The sequence below is a fragment of the Nocardia sp. NPDC005366 genome, assembly GCF_040606855.1.
In the GTDB taxonomy this organism is placed as follows: domain Bacteria; phylum Actinomycetota; class Actinomycetes; order Mycobacteriales; family Mycobacteriaceae; genus Nocardia.
Genome location: NZ_JBEXFQ010000017.1, coordinates 114359 through 132278, shown reverse-complemented (window position 1 = coordinate 132278; position 17920 = coordinate 114359). Strand labels below are relative to the sequence as shown.

Here is a 17920-nt window from a genome sequence, read left to right as displayed (position 1 = left end):
GGCGATAGCTGCCGCGAGCTCGGCGAAGGTCGATGTCGCGCGGACGGCGGAGGCGGCGCACGGCTCGCCGGTGGCGTCCGAAACCGCCGCATTGCAGGCGATTCCGCGTCCGACGGTCGCGCAGATCGCGGCGGGAATCGCGATTGTGCTCGTACTCGGCGCATTGACGAGATACCTCGAAATCCATATCCCCCGGTGGGTGAAGGACACCCCGTTTCAGCGGGTGGCGAATCGATCGAATATCCCGTGTACGCCATCGCCATCGGTCTGCTCGGCAATGTGATATTGACGAAATTGGACCTACGGGAACGGCTTTCGGCGGGATTTCGCACGGAATTCTTCATCAAGACCGGTGTGGTGCTGCTCGGCGCTTCCATCAATCTGAAAATCCTTGTCACCGCCGCGGGACCGTCCAGGCCCGCCGCGAGCAGATCGCCTACGCGGCCTCGCTGGTGATCATCTTCGCGTTGCCATCGATCTTCCTCTTGCCCTGGCTCGCCGACGTTCTCGGCCTGTCCGACGAGGTGGCGGGCGCGTGGATCGGCGGCAATATCGACACGACCGCAGCGGTAGCCGCCGCCGGCGCGATCGCTCTCACCGCGTATTTCACCCTGCGCGTGGAACGCGTCGCGGGCGGCGCTCGTCCCTCATCGCGTCAGTTCTGGGCTCGTTTCCCGAAATTCGTGCTCGCGTTCATCGCGGCCTCGGTGATCGGCACCCTGTACCTGCAATCGGTCGACAAGAAATCCGGAACCGCGCATATCGCGATCATCAACGATCTGCGCACCTGGTTCCTGATCCTCGCCTTCGTCTCCATCGGCCTGGAATTCTCGCTGCGCGGGTTGCGTGAGGCGGGCTGGCGGCCGATCGCCGTATTCGGATCGGCCGCCGTGGTGAATCTGGCTGTCGGCCTGGGGTTGTCGGTGCTGCTGTTCCACGACTTCACCGTCTGATTCGCGTCGTGCACCCCACCCCGACCGAGCGGGTCCGGGGGCACGACGCGTCCAGACGGGCGAGACGCACACGACCGGTCGACGGGCACGGCCGCGAACTCAATCCGAAACCGCTTCCGCCAGCACCTCATCGGCGGATTCGGTGACACCCGCCGCGGGCCATCCCGGATATGGTGGTGGGGTGCCGCCGTATTCGGGGCACAACGGTTTGTACTCGCAGTACGAGCACAGCCAACCGGTGTTCGGCGGGAAATCGCCGGTGCGCCCGGCCTGAGTGATGGCCGCCCACAGTGCTGCGAGGGTGCGTTCGAAGCGCAGTAACTCCTCCTCGTCGGGCGCGTAGGTGAGGATCTGCTCGTCGGCAAGATAGATCAGCCGTAGTTGGGTGGGCAGGATGCCGCGGGTGCGCAGCACGACAAGCGCGTAGAACTTGAGCTGGAACAGCGCCTTGGTCTCGCCGGTCGGTCCGGGCGCGCGCCCGGTCTTGTAGTCGACGACCCGGAGTTGGCCGGTGGGGGCCACGTCGACGCGGTCGATGAAACCGCGCAGCAGCACGCCGTCGAGTTCCACCTCCACCCCGACCTCCCGCGATTCCGGATCGAAGCGGGTCGGATCCTCCAACCGGTAATAGCTCTCGACCAGGGCGCGCACTTCGGTGAGGAAGCCGTCGACGCCCTCGTCGGCGAACAGTTCGGCGGTTTCCGGTCGGTCGGCGAGCACCCGCTCCCAGGCGGGGCCGACGAGTGTGTCCGCGCGCTCGGGCGACCGGTCGGGCGCGGGCAGTCCGTAGAGGTCTTCGAGCACCGCGTGCACAACGGTGCCGCGCACGGCGTGACGGGAGGGCGGTTCCGGAATTCGATCGATCGCGCGCAAGCGGTACTTCAGCGGACACTGTTTGAAATCCATTGCCCGCGAGGGCGACAGCGCCGGACGCCGGCGGACCTCGGACGACACGGCGGCCGGGGTGTTCTCGGCGTCGGCAGGGGGCGTGGACACGGGCGCTGGCATACCTGGCAGGCTATCCGGCGATACCGACACCGCGGCGCGAACGGCGGTCGCTTGCGTGAGCACGCAGGGCCTCGCGAGCGCCGACAGCACCTTCACGCCAGCGAAACGGAGATACATGACGGCCAGACGGACCGGGCCATTCACCATCGGTGACCGGGTACAGCTGACCGATGCCAAGGGGCGCCTCTACACGGTCGTCTTGGAGCCGGGTAAGGAATTCCACACCCACCGCGGCGGCATCAAGCACGACGACTTGATCGGCGCAGACGAGGGCACCGTGGTCAATTCCACGAACAACACGCCCTATCTGGCGCTGCGCCCGCTGTTGATCGATTACGTGCTGTCGATGCCGCGCGGGGCGGCGGTGATCTACCCGAAGGACGCGGCGCAGATCGTGCACGAGGGCGATATGTTCCCCGGCGCGCGGGTGCTGGAGGCGGGTGCGGGCTCCGGCGCGCTGACATGTTCACTTCTGCGCGCGGTCGGCCCGGAGGGCGAGGTCATCTCCTACGAAATCCGCGATGACCACGCCGAGCACGCCGTGCGCAATGTGGAGACCTTCTTCGGCGAACGTCCGGCTAACTGGTCGCTGACGGTTGCCGATGTCGCGAAGTACGACGGGGATCAGGTCGATCGGGTCGTGCTCGACATGCTCGCGCCGTGGGACGCGCTGCCCGCGGTGTCCGAGGCGCTGGTGCCAGGCGGCGTCCTGATCGTCTATGTGGCGACCGTCACCCAGTTGTCGAGGGTGGTCGAGGCGCTGCGCGAGCAGGAATGCTGGACCGAACCCCGGTCGTGGGAATCGATGGTGCGCGGCTGGCACGTCGTCGGCCTCGCGGTGCGGCCAGAACACCGCATGCAGGGCCATACGGCCTTCCTGGTGAGCGCGCGACGCCTCGCCGAGGGCACGGTGACCCCGAAGCCCCAACGTCGCCCCTCGAAGGGCTGAGCCCCTCCGTAGCTCCCTGCCCCGTGTCTGAGCTCCCGGCCCCGTGCCTGCCCGGGTACGCACGGGGCCGGGTGCGACTACGGCGTGCAGGGCGCCTGGGCGAAGCTGAGCAGGACGCAGGCGCTCGCGTCCGAGATCTTCCACGTGCCGCCCACTCGCTGCCAGGTCAGGGGCATGGGCGGGGCGTCGCCGTTCGGCGAGCTGATGACCACCTGGGCGGTCGCGGTATCGCCGGTGACCTTCACATCGCTCACCACGAACTTCAGCGCCCCGTAGCCGGCGAGGGCCTTGGTCATGGTGTCGATGTTGGTCGCCCGCTTCTCGCCGTCGACGACGATCGCGACCTTGTCCTGGGTCGTCTTGGCCGGGTCGGCCAGGATCGCCAGGGTGGTCTGCAGTTCTTCGGCGGACGGCGTCCCGCTCGCGGCCTGCCCCGATCCGGTGGTTACCGCCGCCCCTGTCGTGGTACTTGCGGTGGCAGTGGTGTTGGACGAGGTTTTCGACGAGGTGCTGGACGCGGTATCGGAGGAGTCATCGGATCCGCATCCGGTGAGCCCGACCGTAACGGCGACGGCCGCCGCGGCGGCGACCACACAGACACGGAGGGTTCTGGTGGGAAGGAGCATTGCTGGCAACCTTTCGGCTCGATCGACGAGAGCTCTCGCCACGTTCGGGTTAGGGCAGGCTAACATGGTCCTTCCGTCGCCGATCGCACGCAGATGTGATCACGAAGAAACCATGTCGGAAAGCGAGAATTGACCACGCCCGGTAGCGTTGATAGACCGGGACTGGGAGGAGCAGCACATGAGCCCCATCGAGAATTCGGATTCGGCGGCCTGGAGAGAGCTCGAGGCGGTACGCGCCGAGGCGGCTGCGCTCCGAAGGCAACTCGCCGATTCGCCGGATCACGCACGGGAATTGGAAGCCCGCATCGATTCGCTGACCATTCGCAATACGAAGCTGATGGACACCCTCAAGGAAGCGCGCCAGCAGTTGGTGGCGCTGCGTGAGGAGGTCGATCGGCTGGGTCAGCCACCGAGTGGATACGGCATTCTGATCGGCGTGTACGACGATCAGACGGTCGACGTGTTCACTTCGGGACGCAAGATGCGGTTGACCTGTTCGCCGAATATCGACACCGCCGTGCTCGAGTACGGCCAGACCGTTCGCCTCAACGAGGCGCTCACGGTGGTCGAGGCGGGCATCTACGACGCGGTCGGCGAGATCGGCACGTTGCGCGAGATCCTCGACGACAACCGTCGTGCCCTCGTGGTCGGCCATGCCGACGAGGAACGAGTGGTCTGGCTGTCGGGCCCGCTGTCCAAACTCGCCGAGAACGACGATCTGGACGATCCCGATTCGCCCATTCGCAAGCTCCGTCCCGGTGATTCCCTGCTGGTCGACACCAAGGCGGGTTTCGCGTTCGAGCGCATCCCCAAGGCCGAAGTCGAGGACCTCGTCCTGGAAGAGGTGCCCGACGTCGACTACCACGACATCGGCGGCCTCTCCCGGCAGATCGAGCAGATTCGCGACGCGGTCGAGCTGCCCTTCCTGCACAAGGATCTGTTCCGCGAGTACGCGCTGCGCCCGCCCAAGGGCGTGCTGCTCTACGGTCCGCCCGGATGCGGTAAGACGCTCATCGCCAAGGCGGTCGCCAATTCGCTCGCCAAGAAGATCGCCGAGGCGCGCGGTGAGGATGCCAAGGAAGCCAAGTCGTTCTTCCTGAACATCAAGGGCCCCGAGCTGCTGAACAAATTCGTCGGCGAGACCGAGCGGCATATCCGGATCATCTTCCAGCGTGCGCGCGAGAAGGCCTCCGAGGGCACCCCGGTGATCGTGTTCTTCGACGAGATGGATTCGATCTTCCGCACCCGCGGTTCCGGTGTCTCCTCCGACGTGGAGACCACCGTTGTGCCGCAGCTGCTTTCGGAGATCGACGGGGTCGAGGGCCTGGAGAACGTCATCGTCATCGGCGCCTCCAACCGCGAGGACATGATCGACCCCGCGATCCTGCGGCCAGGACGTCTCGATGTGAAGATCAAGATCGAGCGGCCCGACGCCGAATCGGCGCAGGACATCTTCTCGAAGTACCTCACCGAACACCTGCCGCTGCACGCCGACGATATCGCCGAATTCGGCGGTGACAAGGTCGCCTGCATCCGCGCGATGATCGAGCGGGTCGTCGACCGGATGTACGCCGAGAGCGAGGACAACCGCTTCCTGGAGGTCACCTACGCCAACGGTGACAAGGAAGTCCTGTACTTCAAGGATTTCAACTCCGGCGCCATGATCCAGAACATCGTGGACCGCTCCAAGAAGTACGCCATCAAGGCGGTGCTCGACAGCGGTAATCCGGGTCTGCGCATCCAGCATCTCTACGATTCGATCGTGGACGAGTTCTCCGAGAACGAGGACCTGCCCAACACCACGAATCCGGATGACTGGGCTCGCATCTCCGGTAAGAAGGGCGAGCGGATCGTCTACATCCGCACGCTGGTCACGGGTAAGAACGCCTCGGCCAGCCGCGCGATCGACACCGAGTCGAATACAGGCCAGTACCTGTAAGCCGGTCGATAACCGGGAAGCCGCGTCTCCGTCGGGGGGCGCGGCTTTTCCGTGACGGCGCGGATACTTCTGTGCGTCACCGGATTCGGCGACCACGGTGCCCCCGTGGTGGGTAGTGCCCACGGGAACTCACGGGCACAACTGAGTCCGCGGCGGCTCGGTGTGCGGTCACCGGATGCGTTCGCGGGCTACCGAGTTCGGACCGATCAGTTGCGGTCGACGACGAAAGCGGAGGCGTTGTCCCGCCCGCCGCTGCGCAGCGCCAAATCCACCATGGATTCCGCTGTCGCACTGGGTGATTCACCGGAGGCGAGCATCGTCTTGATCGTGGCGATATCGAGGCGTTTGTGCACCCCGTCGGTGCTGAGGAGGATCCGGCCGTTGCTGGAGCCGGTGGCGGCGCGGCCGATCTGATCCTCGCGCACGGTGCGCACGGTGGTGGTGATGATGTGATCGGTGCGCGGCGCGGCGAATTGCCCACGCATCCGCAGATATTCGGCGAGGGTGTGATCGGTGGTGATCTGATGCAGCATCCGCCCGTTCCAGCGGTAGGCGCGACAGTCGCCGACCCAGGCGATATCGGCGGAACAGTCGGGTTTGTCGGCGGTCGGCAGCACCGCGACGACCAGCGCGCTATCGGCCTTGGGTTCGGGGAACTCGCGCAGCAGGTGCCGCTGCGCGGCGAGGACGCCCGCCGCCGCTCCCTCGCGCGCACCGTGCTCGGCGGCCACGGTCGCCGCGGCGCGGGCGGCCCTGGCGGCGAGCAGGTGATCCCCGACGCCGTCGGCGACGACGAAGGCGACACGTCCGTTGATCGGATCGGTCCACGAGGCGACGGCGTCGGCATTGATCGACCGCAGTCCGCGCCTGCTCACCGAATCGCCTGCGATACCGGTGAGTCGAACCAGCTCACGGCGGGATGTCGTCATCGCGTTACTCACGGCCTGACCTCCTGGGATCGGTCGCTGCCGGCCTAACGGCCGGACTGTATACCAGTTCACCTCGTCAACCCGTGGCATGCGCCAGAGATGACTGTGGGCTTGCTGAGAACTGGACGTAGCCGAAGTATCCTACGAACCCGGCCCATTGCGGAAGGGGGTCGCGGCGGCTGCTCATGATCTCCGAATACCCCGAGAACCACGCCGCACACCGAGAATGCCGCCGACGACAGCGCACCGCGTGTCGGCATCCGGTCGCCGACCAGCACGCTTGCGCGGCCGATGGGGCCCGTCGCCGGGTCGGGCCGACAACGCACTGTCGCGGGGACCGCGGGGTGAGCGTTTGGTGACCGTCGGGCAACTACGGCGAAAATTGCACGTCATCTCCGAAGATGAGGATCTACTCGCCTTACAGATTGATTTTCGAGCGGACGGAAAAAATGTGAGCGTAGGGCGGGCTGAGTTCGGGCCGGAGACTGTCGCGAGCGTCGAGAGTGTGGTTGTGCCGCCGATCGGCGTCGATGACGTCGCCGATGTCATCCGGTCCGAAGTGACCGCTCTCCCGGCTCGTTTCGCGTTACTCGCCGACTCGCTCGGTGCGACGCTGGCGGCGAGCCTGCTCACGGGTACCCCGTTGCCCCGGGTCGATACGGCGGCGATGGACGGGTACGCGGTGAGCGGTCCCGGTCCGTGGTGGACGCTGCGCGCGGATGTCCGCGTCGCGGGCCACGGCAAGGGACGGCCGTTGCAGACGGGGGCGGCGGTGCGGATCGCGACGGGCGCGGTGACACCGAACGGGACGACGGCGGTGGTGCGCGACGAGTTCGCCGAAACAGCGCGGACGTCCGGGCGACGCGTGGTCAGGCGGGTGCCGGGCGCGCCCATGACAGACGATATGCGCCGCCGCGGTGAGCAGTGGGACAGCGGGGAGATCCTGGTCGCGCCGGGGACTCGGGTGTGCGTGGCGGTGGTGTCCGCGGCGGCCAGCGCGGAGGCGCCGATGGCCGCGGTCCGCGGACCCGTCCGGGCCGACGTCCTCGTCACCGGTGACGAGATCCGGCCGCGCGGCCCGCTCGCGGAAGGCCAGACCCGCGACACTCTCACGCCGGTGCTGCCGCAGTTCCTGAACGCCTGCGATATCGCGTGCGGGTCTGTTCGGCATCTGCCGGACCGGCCGGAGGATATGCACACGTGGCTGACACAGGCGCGCGACGCCGAGATGGTGATCGTCACCGGTGCGACCGGGCGCGGTGCGGCCGATCATCTGCGCGGTGTGCTCGCTGAGATCGGTGCGCGGATCGTCGTCGACGGGGTGGCGATGCGCCCGGGCGGTTCGCAGATCGTGGCATTGCTCCCCGACGGCACCGTGCTGCTGGCGCTGCCGGGCAATCCGTTCGCCGCGGTGGCAGCACTGCTGGTGAGCGGCCCGGCGATCGTGGACGCGCTGACCGCGCGCACCTCGCGACCACAACTGTGGGGGCGGATCAGCGACCGGTCCGGATCGGGCGACGAGGTGACCGCGGTGGTGCCGGTACGTCAGTTGCCCGGTGGGGTGTGGCAGAGCATCGGTCCGGTGCACACCTCGCACCTGGCCGACCTGATCGGCTGCCAAGCGTTGGCGCTGCTCGGACCGCACAGCGGTCGCGGCAGCGTCGCCGCGCTCCTACCCCTTCCGCGGTAATCGCGCGAGTAGATCGGCGTTCACGGATCTGTTCGGTTATCTATTCCGTGGATACGGCAATATGATGTCGATCGTGTCGAATTTACGGATCAGTGAGGTGGCCGCTCTGGCGGGTGTCAGCGATGACACGGTGCGCCGGTGGATCGATCAGGGCCGGTTGAACGCGATCCAGCTCGACAACGGACGTAAGGGCGTCAGCGGCCGTGAACTCGCCCAATTCCTGCAAGTCAACGCCGAGGCCCCGGCGCCGGGGACGACGATCGCGGCGTCCGCGCGCAATCGGATGCGCGGCATCGTCACCAGGGTCGTCAAGGACACCGTGATGGCGCAGGTCGAGATGCAGGCCGGACCATTTCGGCTGGTGTCGCTGGTGAGCAGGGAATCGGTCGATGAGCTCGGTGTGGAAGTCGGCACCATCGCTGTCGCCTCGGTGAAGTCCACCCATGTCGTGGTCGAGATTCCGGAAAGTTGACGAGAATGAGAGTGATGCGCACCGGGGGCGTCGCGGCAGCGACAGTGCTCGCGATGGTGACCGTGGCCGGCTGCGGTTCCGACGAGACGATCGAATCCGCGGATCCGTCCTCGGTCTCCGGCACCGTGACGGTCTTCGCCGCGGCATCGCTGACGGAGACCTTCACCGAACTCGGCAAGCAGTTCCACGCCGCGCACCCCGGCGTGCGGGTCGTCTACAGCTTCGGCGCGAGTTCGGCCCTGGCCGAACAGATCAACCAGGGCGCCCCGGCCGACGTGTTCGCCGCCGCGGCGCCCAAGAATATGCAGCAGGTCCGCGATAAGGGCGAAGTCACCGTCGCACCGGTCGTATTCGCGCGCAACCGGCTCGAGATCGCGGTGCCCGAGGGCAATCCGGGAGCCATTACCGGGCTGGCCGATTTCGGCAGGACCGAGCCCAAGATCGCGTTGTGCGCCCCGCAGGTGCCCTGCGGAGCGGCGGCCGAAAAGGTGTTCGAGGCCGCGGGCATCACGCCCCGGCCCGACACCCGCGAGCAGGACGTGAAAGCCGTGCTGACCAAGGTGACACTCGGTGAGGTCGACGCGGCGCTCGTCTACCGCACCGATGTGAAGACGGCGGGCGACAAGGTCGATGGCATCGAATTCCCCGAATCGGCCGAGGCCGTCAACGACTATCCGGTGGCGCCGCTGGCACATGCGCCGAACGCGGCGGCGGCGGCGGCCTTCGTCGAATTCGTCACCTCCGACAAGGCCGGATCCGTATTCACGGCGGCGGGATTCGACACCCCGTGAGAACGGCCTCGCGGCGGCGTGCGGTACTGGGGCGGCCGCCCGTCGCGCTGATTCTGCCCGCCCTCTGCGGGCTGGCATTCCTCGTCGTCCCGCTGATCGGGCTGTTGCTGCGGGCGCCCTGGTCGACGCTGCCCGAGCGGCTGACGAGTGCGGAAGTCGCCCAGGCGCTGCGGCTTTCGCTGGTGTGCGCGACGACGGCGACGATCGTCTGCCTGGTGCTCGGCATTCCGCTGGCGTGGCTGTTGGCCCGTGCCGACGTGCCGGGGCGTTCGCTCATTCGCGCTCTGGTCACGGTGCCGCTGGTGCTGCCCCCCGTGGTCGGCGGTGTCGCGCTGCTGTTCGTGCTCGGCAGGCGGGGGTTGCTCGGGCGCTACCTCTACGAGTGGTTCGGGTTCTCGTTGCCGTTCACGACCGCCGGGGTGATCGTGGCCGAGGCATTCGTGGCCATGCCGTTTCTGGTGATCTCGGTCGAGGGCGCGCTGCGCGCGGCGGATCCGCGATTCGAGGAGGCGGCGGCCACCCTCGGCGCGAGCCGCTGGCACACCTTCCGCCGGGTCACCCTGCCCTCGATCCTGCCGGGCGTCATCGCGGGAGGAGTGCTGTGCTGGGCTCGCGCGCTGGGCGAATTCGGCGCGACCATCACCTTCGCCGGGAACTTTCCCGGCCGGACGACGACGATGCCGCTGGCGGTCTATCTCGCCCTCGAGACCGATCCGGACGCCGCCATCGTGCTGAGCCTGGTGTTGCTCGCCGTATCGGTTCTCGTCCTGGTCGCACTGCGGGAACGCTGGATTCGGGGCGCGCTATGACCTTGAGCGCCGAATTGCGCGTCGACCGGGGGCATTTCGCGCTCGATCTGCCCCTCACGGTGGAACCGGGGGAGGTCGTCGCGCTGCTCGGTCCCAACGGGGCGGGCAAGACCACCGCGCTGCGGGCGCTGGCGGGACTCATCGCGCTGACGGGTGGGCGGCTGCGAGTGGGCGAACACCTCTGGGACGCACCGCCTTCGGTCTTCGTGCCCGCCGAACGACGCGAGGTCGGCGTGGTGTTCCAGGACTATCTGCTTTTCGCCCATCTGTCCGCGCTGGACAACGTCGCCTTCGGGCTGCGCGCACGCGGTCGCCGCAGGGCCAAGGCGCGCGAGCAGGCCGCGGCGTGGCTGGCCAGGGTCGGGCTCGCCGAGCACGCGCAGCGCAAACCGCGTGCCCTGTCGGGCGGCCAGGCCCAGCGTGTCGCGCTGGCCCGCGCGCTGGTCACCGAACCCCGATTGCTGCTGCTCGACGAACCGCTGGCCGCACTCGACGCGGGCACCCGGCTACAGGTCCGCTCCGACCTCGCGCACCACCTGCGCGACTACCCCGGCTATACGGTGCTGGTCACCCACGACCCGCTCGACGCGATGGTTCTCGCCGATCGGCTCGTCATCCTGGAGAACGGCGCGATCGTGCAGCAGGGTCCGCCCGCGCGGGTGGCCGCCGCACCACGGTCGGATTACGTCGCCGACCTGATGGGACTCAACCTCTACCGCGGCACCGCCACGGCGACCCACGTCGACCTCGACACCGGGGGAAGTCTCACGATCGCCGAACCCGCCGACGGCTCCGTGTACATCGCCTTCCCCCCGAACGCCGTCGGATTGCATCCGCAACGTCCCGTCGGCAGCGCGCGCAACAGCTGGCCCGTCGTCATCACGGGTATCGAGCAGCACGCGCATACGATCCGCGTGCGTCTCGACGGCGCCCCGCCCGTGCTCGCCGACATCACCCCGGCCACCGTCGCCCAGCTGGGACTGCATCCGGGTCAGCGACTGTGGGCGGCGGTCAAGGCCACCGAAATGCGTTCGTACCCGGCATGATCGAGTAGTCGCGCCGATGATCTCCGCCGACGCGCCGCGATTCGGCCCGGCCCACTCGCGCCGAGCGGGAACTGTGCCGCGACGGATATCCGGCAGGACGACCGCCGGGTGCGGCCGACCTGCCGGGATCTCACCCGCGGGTGACGCTCACCGAGTTCAGGACGATATCGGTGGCGGGGGCTCCATCGCCGGAACCGTCGCGTACCCCCGCGTCGGCGATTCCGGTCAGCACGCCGAGACCGTCGACCACGCGGCCGAACGGCGTGTAGTTCGGCGGCAGCTGGGTGTCCTGGTAGACGAGGAAGAACTGGCTGCCGTTGGTGTTCGGACCCGCGTTCGCCATGGCGAGCGTGCCCGCCGGATACGTCGCGCCCGCCAGGTTCTCGTCGGGGAAGCGGTAGCCGGGCCCGCCGGTGCCGACCGCGGTCGGATCACCGCACTGGAGCACGAAAATCCCCTGCGTGGTCAGGCGATGGCACCGGGTGTGATCGAAATATTGTTGATCGGCCAGGAAGACGAACGAATTCACCGTGCGGGGAGCGCGGGCCGCCTCCAAGGCCACCGTCACCGTTCCGCAGTTGGTTTCCAAGGTCGCGGTGTATCCGGTCGCCGGATCGATCGCCTGCCCCGGCTCGGCGGGCCACTGCTTGCCGTTCGGCGCACCCGCGGCCGGAGCGGCGCACCCCGCCGGACTCCGATGCGCGGGCGACGGCTGCGCGGCCACCCCGCCCGCCGCGTGCAGTGTCAGCGCCGCGGCGGCGACCAGCACACTCAACCCAGGCAGCGTCCGCCGCGTCACCGCACCGCGGCGCCGCGCGCCCTTCGCCCGGCCGACCGCGCGCTCCCGCACTCCGTTGCTCACAGTAGGGATCTCCTTCATCAGGGTTTCGCGCACCGGACGATGCTCGCCCGCATCCTGCCATCTGCCACGCCCTCCCCGTCGCCGAACCACCCGGTTCGTCCCCTTTCCCGCGTGCCGCGTCGGGAGAATCGGTCCCGCACGCGCCCGCGCCGTCGGGCACCACCCGCGCCGGCAGGTCGTGGCGGCGGTTGCGGGGGAACGGCTCGACGGTACGGTTGCGTACGGACCGAACGTGGCACGAAGGAGTCGACGATGAGGGGTGGCGGGCGGCCAGGTCGGATCATCGGGGTCGGACTCGCGTTCGCGGCCGGGCTCGTGCTGGTCGCGGCGGGCGCGAACGGTGCGCTGTGGGCGCTGTCGTCGGGACATCGTTTCGACGTGGCCTCGGCGCCCTCGACGCCGGTCGTGATCGTCCCCGGCGCCAAGGTGGGTCAGGACGGGTCGCCGATGGCCTATCTGCGGGGGCGCTTGGACGTCGCCATCGAGTTGGTGCGGGCCGGGAAGGCCCGCGAGATCCTGCTCTCGGGTGACGCGGGAGGCGACTCGGGGGACGAGATCGCCTCGATGCGGCGGTACCTGAACGAACACGGCGTCGATCCCGCGCTCGTGCGATCCGACGGTGGGGGCCTGTCGACGTGGGAGACCTGCGACCGCGCCCGCGATCAATTCGGCGTCCACCGCGCGATCATCGTCAGCCAATACCAGCATCTGCCGCGCGCGGTCGCGCTGTGCAGGGCGGCGGGTATCGATGCCGACGGGGTGATCGCCTACTGCGAATGTCGTCGATCGACCGAGGTGCGCAACAATTTTCGCGAATGGCTGGCCGCCCCGAAAGCCGTGGCGCATCTGATGCTGAGCTGACCTGCGTCGCCGAGTTGCCGGTGCGGGGCCGCCGGGCTCGTATGGAGCGCGGTCGATGATCCGTGACACGCTGGGGCGCCCACCTGTCGCTCACGCGCGGCGGATGCGGCGGTAGGTGGGGGCGGCGGTCGTCGCGGCGGCCAGTTCGGTGGAGAGCCAGGGGAGTTCGGCGTCGGTGACGGGGGAGACGGTGAGGCGGAGGTGGTCGGAGCGGGGAGTGTCGGCCACTTCGAATGGCCCGCCGGGCGCGGCCTTGATACCCGCGGCGGCGAGGGAGATCATGGCGGCGTTCTCGTCGGCGACGGGAAGCCAGAGGTTGATCCCGTCGGCGCGGGGCACCGCGATGCCGTGGGCGGCGAGCGCGCGACGTAGTTCGGTCGAGCGCCTTCGGTATTCGGTGCGCGCGGCGGTGACGGTGTCGGCGGCGGACGGATCGTCGAGCATGGTGATCAGGACGCGTTGGAGCAGCCGACTGGTCCAGCCCGCACCGAGCATGCGGCGTTCGATGACGGGGTCGAGCAGGTCGGTGGGGCCGCCCGCGACAGCCAGGCGCAGGTCCGCGCCATGGGATTTGGAATAGGAGCGGACGTGGACGGTGCGGCGGGGGAGTCTGGCGCCGAGGGAACGCAGTGGGGCGGAGGCGATTCCGGCCGAATGGTCGTCCTCGATGATCAGGGTGTCGGTCTCGCGGAGGACGTCGGTGAGTTCGCGGACGCGGCGCGCGGTGAGGGAGACACCGGTGGGATTCTGGGCGCGGGGTTGCAGGATGAGCGCGCTGACCCCGAAATCGCTGACAGCGCGGGATAATTCCGCGGGGATGAGGCCCGATTCGTCGAGGTGGACCGGCACCGGGCGGGCGCCGAGGCGGGCGAGCAGGTCCAGGAACGGCGGGAAGCACGGATCTTCGACGGCCACCGCGTCGCCGAGGCGGACGTGGAGGGTGAGCAGTCGGTCGATGGCGTCGAGGGCCCCATCGAATACGGCGAGGCGTTCGGCCCGAGCGGGCCAGTCCGGGCGGACCAGGGCGGCGAGTTCGGGCAGTACCGCGTCGCCGAGATAGTCGGCGGCGAGATCCCCGGGGTCGGCGGCGGTGATGGCTCGCAACGCGGTAGCCAGATCGGGGAGCAGGTCCGGGTCGGGGGTGCCGCGGGACAGGTCGATGCGGAACGCGCTGTCGGAGGGCGGGTGCAGCCGTTGATACCGGCCCGCGGCCGGGCGGCGGATCTGGAGTTCCCCTACGAAGGTGCCCGCGCGGCCCCTGGCGACGATGGCCCCGGTCGCGGCGAGGGCGCGCCACGCCTGGTTCACGGTGGCCGGTGATACCCGCAGTTCGCGGGCCACCTCGCGCACCGTCGGCAGTCGTGATCCGGGCGCCAAAGCGCCGGAGCGGATTCGGCGGCTGACGGCGGCGGCGATACCGGCCGGGGTGCGGTCGTCGAGATCGGCCGCGAACTCGGCGGGCGACATCACGGCGGGGCCGGGCGGCACCCGGTCCTGTTCCGCGTTCTCGGTCGCCGCCGGTTCGATGGTCACACCGCCATTCTGCGACCCCTACCGGACCCCGACCCCGCTCACCCCCAGTATTTACGGCGAGGAAACTGTTTCCGCCCAGATGTAACACAACGAACGTGGTTCAGGGTGCACGATAACAATCATGGCAACCGTTCGTTCCGCGCTCGTCCAGACGAACTGGACCGGCGACAAAGAGTCGATGATCAAGGCGCACGAGGACTATGCGCGGCAGGCCGCCGCGCAGGGAGCGCAGGTGATCTGCTTCCAGGAGTTGTTCTACGGGCCGTACTTCTGCCAGTCGCAGGACGCGAAGTTCTACGACTACGCGGAATCGGTGCCAGGGCCGACAACGGAGCGATTCGCCGCGCTGGCCCGTGAGCTCGGCATGGTGATGATCCTGCCGGTATACGAACAGGAACAGCCCGGATTGCTGTACAACACCGCTGCGGTGATCGACGCGGACGGCAGCTATCTCGGCAAGTACCGCAAACACCATATTCCGCATGTGAACGGCTTCTGGGAGAAATTCTATTTCCGTCCGGGCAACCTGGGCTGGCCGGTTTTCGACACCGCGGTCGGCCGGGTCGGGGTCTATATCTGCTACGACCGGCATTTCCCCGAGGGCTGGCGAGCGTTGGGTTTGGCGGGCGCGGAGATCGTGTTCAATCCTTCGGCCACCTCACGCGGCCTCTCCGCGTACCTGTGGAAATTGGAGCAGCCCGCGTCGGCGGTCGCCAACGAGTATTTCATCGGGGCGATCAACCGCGTCGGCATCGAATCCGAGTACGGCGACGACGATTTCTACGGCACCAGCTATTTCGTCGACCCGGAGGGCAAATTCGTCGGTGACGTCGCCTCCGATACCGGTCCCGAACTGCTGATCCGCGACCTGGATATGGATCTGATCAAGGTGGTGCGCGATCGGTGGGCGTTCTACCGCGACCGCCGCCCGGACGCCTACGGCCCGTTGGTGACGCCATGACAACCACCTTCATCCACGGCGGCACGGTGGTATCGGCCACCGGATCGCAATTGCTCGACGTGCTGATCGACGGTGAGACGATCGCCGCGGTGCTGCGACCGGGTTCGCGCGCCCTCGGCGCCGACCTCGCCGAATCCGCCGATACCGTCATCGACGCGACCGGCAGATACGTCATTCCCGGCGGGGTAGACGGGCATACGCATATGCAGATGCCCTTCGGCGGAACCGAGGCGTCGGACACCTTCGAAACCGGCACGAGGGCCGCGGCGTGGGGCGGTACCACCACGATCATCGATTTCGCGGTGCAGAAACCGGGCGAGCGGGTGCAGGACACCCTCGGACTGTGGCACCAGAAGGCCGCGGGCCGCTGCGCCGTCGATTACGGCTTCCACCAGATCATCGGTGATGTCAACGACGAATCGCTGAAGGGGATGAGCGAATTGGTGACCGAGGGCGTCACCAGTTTCAAACTGTTCATGGCCTATCCGGGGGTTTTCTATTCCGACGACGGCCAGATCCTGCGCGCCATGCAATCGGCCGGAGAACTCGGCGCGCTGCTGATGATGCACGCGGAGAACGGCATCGCCATCGACGTCCTCGTCGCACAGGCCGTCGCGCGGGGTGAGACCACCCCGTATTTCCACGGCGTCACCCGGCCGTGGCAGATGGAGGAGGAGGCCACCCATCGCGCGATCATGCTGGCGCAACTGACCGGCGCGCCGCTGTATGTGGTGCACGTGTCGGCCAAACAGGCGCTGGAACAGATCGCCACGGCACGGGGCAACGGACAGAACGTCTTCGGGGAAACCTGTCCGCAGTATCTGTATCTCTCGCTCGAAGAGCATTTGGGCGCACCGGGTTTCGACGGCGCGAAATGGGTCTGTTCGACGCCGTTGCGCGCCAGGGCCGAGGGACATCAGGACGAACTGTGGCGATATATCCGTACCGGCGATGTCACCGCGATCAGCACCGACCACTGCCCCTTCTGCATGAAGGACCAGAAAGAGATGGGGCGCGAGGATTTCAGCAAGATTCCCAATGGCATCGGCGGTGTCGAACACCGCATGGACCTCATGTTCCAGGGTGTCAAGAACGGCTTGATCTCGCTGGAGCGCTGGGTGGAGGTCTGCTGCACCACACCGGCCCGCATGTTCGGCATGTACCCGCGCAAGGGCGTGATCAGCCCGGGTGCGGACGCCGACATCGTGATCTACGACCCCAACGGGCACACCGGCATCGGCTACGGCAGAACCCATCACATGAATATGGATTATTCGGCCTACGAGGGTTTCGAGATCGATGGCCACGTCGACACCGTGCTCTCTCGCGGTCGCGTGATCATCGACGGCGGACAGTACCTGGGCGCGACCGGACACGGCCGCTTCGTGAAACGCGAACTGTCGCAGAACCTGATCTGACGCCGAATCGAACCGAATGGAGAGTGCCGCATGGATATCGGCGTGGTGCTGCAATGCACACCTCCCGCCTCCCGCGTGATCGAACTCGCGAGACAGGCCGAGACGCACGGGTTCTCGCACGTGTGGACCTTCGATTCGCATCTGCTGTGGCAGGAGCCCTACGTCATCTACAGCCAGATCCTCGCCGCCACCCGCAGGGTCATGGTCGGCCCGATGGTCACCAACCCGGCGACCAGGGACTGGACGGTCACGGCCTCCACCTTCGCGACGCTCAACGATATGTTCGGCAATCGCACCGTCTGCGGGATCGGCCGGGGTGATTCTGCGGTGCGCACCCTCGGAGGCAAACCGACGACCCTCGCGACGATGCGCGCATCGATCGAGGTCATCCGGGAACTCGGCAACGGCCGCAGCGCGCGCATCGGCGATACCGTTGTGCGCTTCCCGTGGGCCGCCGCTTCGCGACTGGAGGTGTGGGTGGCGGGTTACGGTCCGCGCGCGCTGGACCTGACCGGCGAGGTGGCCGACGGATTCATCCTGCAATTGGCCGATCCCGATATCACCGCCTGGACCATCGCCAGGGTGCGCGCGGCGGCCGAACGCGCCGGTCGCGATCCGGGCGCGGTGAAGATCTGCGTCGCCGCACCCGCCTATGTCACCGATGGCTCGGCGACCGGTCTGGCCCACGCGCGCGAGCAATGCCGCTGGTTCGGCGGCATGGTCGGCAATCACGTCGCCGATATCGTCGCGCGCTACGGCGCCGACGGCGATGTTCCCGCGGCGCTCACCGAGTACATCGCGGGCAGGCACGGCTACGACTACAACGAGCACGGTCGCGCGGGCAATACCCACGCCGATTTCGTGCCCGACGAGATCATCGACCGATTCTGCCTGCTCGGTACCCCGGACGATCAGCTGACCCGGCTGCGGGAACTGGAGAAACTCGGAGTCGACCAGTTCGCGGTCTATCTCCAGCACGACGCCAAAACCTCCACCCTCGAGGCCTACGGCGAATCGGTACTGCCCCGGCTGGCCCACCCGGTGACGGCCACCGAGGTCCTCGGATGAGGGGC

At 67.8% G+C, this 17920-nt stretch carries 16 protein-coding genes and 1 pseudogene; 12 read left to right on the top strand and 5 right to left on the bottom strand.

What is annotated here, in order from left to right; all coding sequences use genetic code 11:
• The first annotated feature begins 70 nt into the window (after positions 1-70).
• A pseudogene (locus ABZS43_RS20725) lies at positions 71-953 on the top strand (putative sulfate exporter family transporter).
• A gap of 99 nt (positions 954-1052) precedes the next feature.
• On the opposite strand, the gene ABZS43_RS20720 reads toward ABZS43_RS20725, so the two are convergent.
• Positions 1053-1961: a PD-(D/E)XK nuclease family protein gene (locus ABZS43_RS20720; RefSeq protein ID WP_355037546.1), complete on the bottom strand. Its 909-nt coding sequence runs from the start codon at positions 1959-1961 to the stop codon at positions 1053-1055.
• A gap of 115 nt (positions 1962-2076) precedes the next feature.
• Between ABZS43_RS20720 and ABZS43_RS20715 the strand changes: the two genes are divergently transcribed.
• Positions 2077-2910, top strand: coding sequence for a tRNA (adenine-N1)-methyltransferase (locus ABZS43_RS20715; protein ID WP_355037545.1), 834 nt, complete (start codon positions 2077-2079; stop codon positions 2908-2910).
• Positions 2911-2987: 77 nt separating this feature from the next.
• Here the strand turns inward: ABZS43_RS20715 and ABZS43_RS20710 are convergent, their stop codons facing one another.
• On the bottom strand, positions 2988-3536 hold the full coding sequence (locus ABZS43_RS20710) for a hypothetical protein (protein WP_355037544.1): 549 nt from the start codon (positions 3534-3536) through the stop codon (positions 2988-2990).
• 178 nt (positions 3537-3714) lie between these two features.
• Between ABZS43_RS20710 and arc the strand changes: the two genes are divergently transcribed.
• On the top strand, positions 3715-5475 hold the full coding sequence (gene arc / locus ABZS43_RS20705) for a proteasome ATPase (RefSeq protein ID WP_355037543.1): 1761 nt from the start codon (positions 3715-3717) through the stop codon (positions 5473-5475).
• A gap of 206 nt (positions 5476-5681) precedes the next feature.
• Here arc and ABZS43_RS20700 read toward each other — a convergent pair whose 3' ends face one another.
• The gene (locus ABZS43_RS20700; protein ID WP_355037542.1) at positions 5682-6416 is read right to left on the bottom strand and encodes a protein phosphatase 2C domain-containing protein; all 735 of its coding nucleotides are present in this window, start codon (positions 6414-6416) and stop codon (positions 5682-5684) included.
• Between the two features lie 439 nt (positions 6417-6855).
• Here ABZS43_RS20700 and ABZS43_RS20695 point away from each other — a divergent pair, with 439 nt between their 5' ends.
• The 5 genes from ABZS43_RS20695 (at position 6856) to ABZS43_RS20675 (ending at position 11212) form a co-directional block, all read left to right on the top strand.
• A complete protein-coding gene (locus tag ABZS43_RS20695) occupies positions 6856-8094 on the top strand; it encodes a molybdopterin-binding protein (RefSeq protein WP_355037541.1) in 1239 nt (412 codons plus the stop codon).
• A 73-nt stretch (positions 8095-8167) separates the two neighbouring features.
• Complete coding sequence (locus ABZS43_RS20690) at positions 8168-8566, top strand: helix-turn-helix transcriptional regulator (RefSeq protein ID WP_355037540.1); 399 nt, start codon at positions 8168-8170, stop codon at positions 8564-8566.
• A gap of 14 nt (positions 8567-8580) precedes the next feature.
• On the top strand, positions 8581-9357 hold the full coding sequence (gene modA, locus ABZS43_RS20685) for a molybdate ABC transporter substrate-binding protein (protein WP_355037539.1): 777 nt from the start codon (positions 8581-8583) through the stop codon (positions 9355-9357).
• Positions 9354-10166, top strand: coding sequence for a molybdate ABC transporter permease subunit (gene modB / locus ABZS43_RS20680; RefSeq protein ID WP_355037538.1), 813 nt, complete (start codon positions 9354-9356; stop codon positions 10164-10166). Before modA ends, modB begins: the two co-directional genes overlap by 4 nt.
• Positions 10163-11212 (top strand): ABC transporter ATP-binding protein, encoded by a 1050-nt coding sequence (locus ABZS43_RS20675; RefSeq protein ID WP_355037537.1) that lies wholly within the window; start codon positions 10163-10165, stop codon positions 11210-11212. The genes modB and ABZS43_RS20675 overlap by 4 nt, the downstream gene beginning before the upstream one ends.
• A gap of 130 nt (positions 11213-11342) precedes the next feature.
• On the opposite strand, the gene ABZS43_RS20670 is transcribed toward ABZS43_RS20675, so the two are convergent.
• Positions 11343-12074, bottom strand: coding sequence for a peptidylprolyl isomerase (locus tag ABZS43_RS20670; RefSeq protein ID WP_355037536.1), 732 nt, complete (start codon positions 12072-12074; stop codon positions 11343-11345).
• Positions 12075-12326: 252 nt separating this feature from the next.
• Here ABZS43_RS20670 and ABZS43_RS20665 point away from each other — a divergent pair, with 252 nt between their 5' ends.
• Positions 12327-12935 carry an ElyC/SanA/YdcF family protein gene (locus tag ABZS43_RS20665; RefSeq protein WP_355037535.1) on the top strand — a complete coding sequence of 203 codons (609 nt, stop codon included), beginning with the start codon at positions 12327-12329 and terminating at the stop codon, positions 12933-12935.
• A 90-nt stretch (positions 12936-13025) separates the two neighbouring features.
• Here ABZS43_RS20665 and ABZS43_RS20660 read toward each other — a convergent pair whose 3' ends face one another.
• Positions 13026-14468 carry an aminotransferase class I/II-fold pyridoxal phosphate-dependent enzyme gene (locus ABZS43_RS20660; protein ID WP_355037534.1) on the bottom strand — a complete coding sequence of 481 codons (1443 nt, stop codon included), beginning with the start codon at positions 14466-14468 and terminating at the stop codon, positions 13026-13028.
• A 121-nt stretch (positions 14469-14589) separates the two neighbouring features.
• Here ABZS43_RS20660 and ABZS43_RS20655 point away from each other — a divergent pair, with 121 nt between their 5' ends.
• From ABZS43_RS20655 to ABZS43_RS20645, 3 genes are read left to right on the top strand one after another with little or no spacing between them, the layout of a single operon-like run.
• Entirely contained in the window at positions 14590-15429 is an 840-nt protein-coding gene (locus ABZS43_RS20655; protein ID WP_355037533.1) for a nitrilase-related carbon-nitrogen hydrolase, read from the top strand.
• A complete protein-coding gene (gene hydA, locus ABZS43_RS20650; RefSeq protein ID WP_355037532.1) occupies positions 15426-16847 on the top strand; it encodes a dihydropyrimidinase in 1422 nt (473 codons plus the stop codon). Before ABZS43_RS20655 ends, hydA begins: the two co-directional genes overlap by 4 nt.
• 30 nt (positions 16848-16877) lie before the next feature.
• Positions 16878-17915 (top strand): TIGR03842 family LLM class F420-dependent oxidoreductase, encoded by a 1038-nt coding sequence (locus ABZS43_RS20645; RefSeq protein WP_355037531.1) that lies wholly within the window; start codon positions 16878-16880, stop codon positions 17913-17915.
• The last annotated feature ends 5 nt before the right edge of the window (positions 17916-17920 follow it).

Excerpts from the sequence above, each read along its gene's own strand:
- ABZS43_RS20720 (WP_355037546.1), bottom strand. The coding sequence starts at position 1,961 with ATGCCAGCGCCCGTGTCCACGCCCCCTGCCGACGCCGAGAACACCCCG.
- ABZS43_RS20715 (WP_355037545.1), top strand. The coding sequence starts at position 2,077 with ATGACGGCCAGACGGACCGGGCCATTCACCATCGGTGACCGGGTACAG.
- ABZS43_RS20710 (WP_355037544.1), bottom strand. The coding sequence starts at position 3,536 with ATGCTCCTTCCCACCAGAACCCTCCGTGTCTGTGTGGTCGCCGCCGCG.
- arc (WP_355037543.1), top strand. The coding sequence starts at position 3,715 with ATGAGCCCCATCGAGAATTCGGATTCGGCGGCCTGGAGAGAGCTCGAG.
- modA (WP_355037539.1), top strand. The coding sequence starts at position 8,581 with ATGCGCACCGGGGGCGTCGCGGCAGCGACAGTGCTCGCGATGGTGACC.
- ABZS43_RS20675 (WP_355037537.1), top strand. The coding sequence starts at position 10,163 with ATGACCTTGAGCGCCGAATTGCGCGTCGACCGGGGGCATTTCGCGCTC.
- ABZS43_RS20665 (WP_355037535.1), top strand. The coding sequence starts at position 12,327 with ATGAGGGGTGGCGGGCGGCCAGGTCGGATCATCGGGGTCGGACTCGCG.
- ABZS43_RS20655 (WP_355037533.1), top strand. The coding sequence starts at position 14,590 with ATGGCAACCGTTCGTTCCGCGCTCGTCCAGACGAACTGGACCGGCGAC.
- hydA (WP_355037532.1), top strand. The coding sequence starts at position 15,426 with ATGACAACCACCTTCATCCACGGCGGCACGGTGGTATCGGCCACCGGA.
- ABZS43_RS20645 (WP_355037531.1), top strand. The coding sequence starts at position 16,878 with ATGGATATCGGCGTGGTGCTGCAATGCACACCTCCCGCCTCCCGCGTG.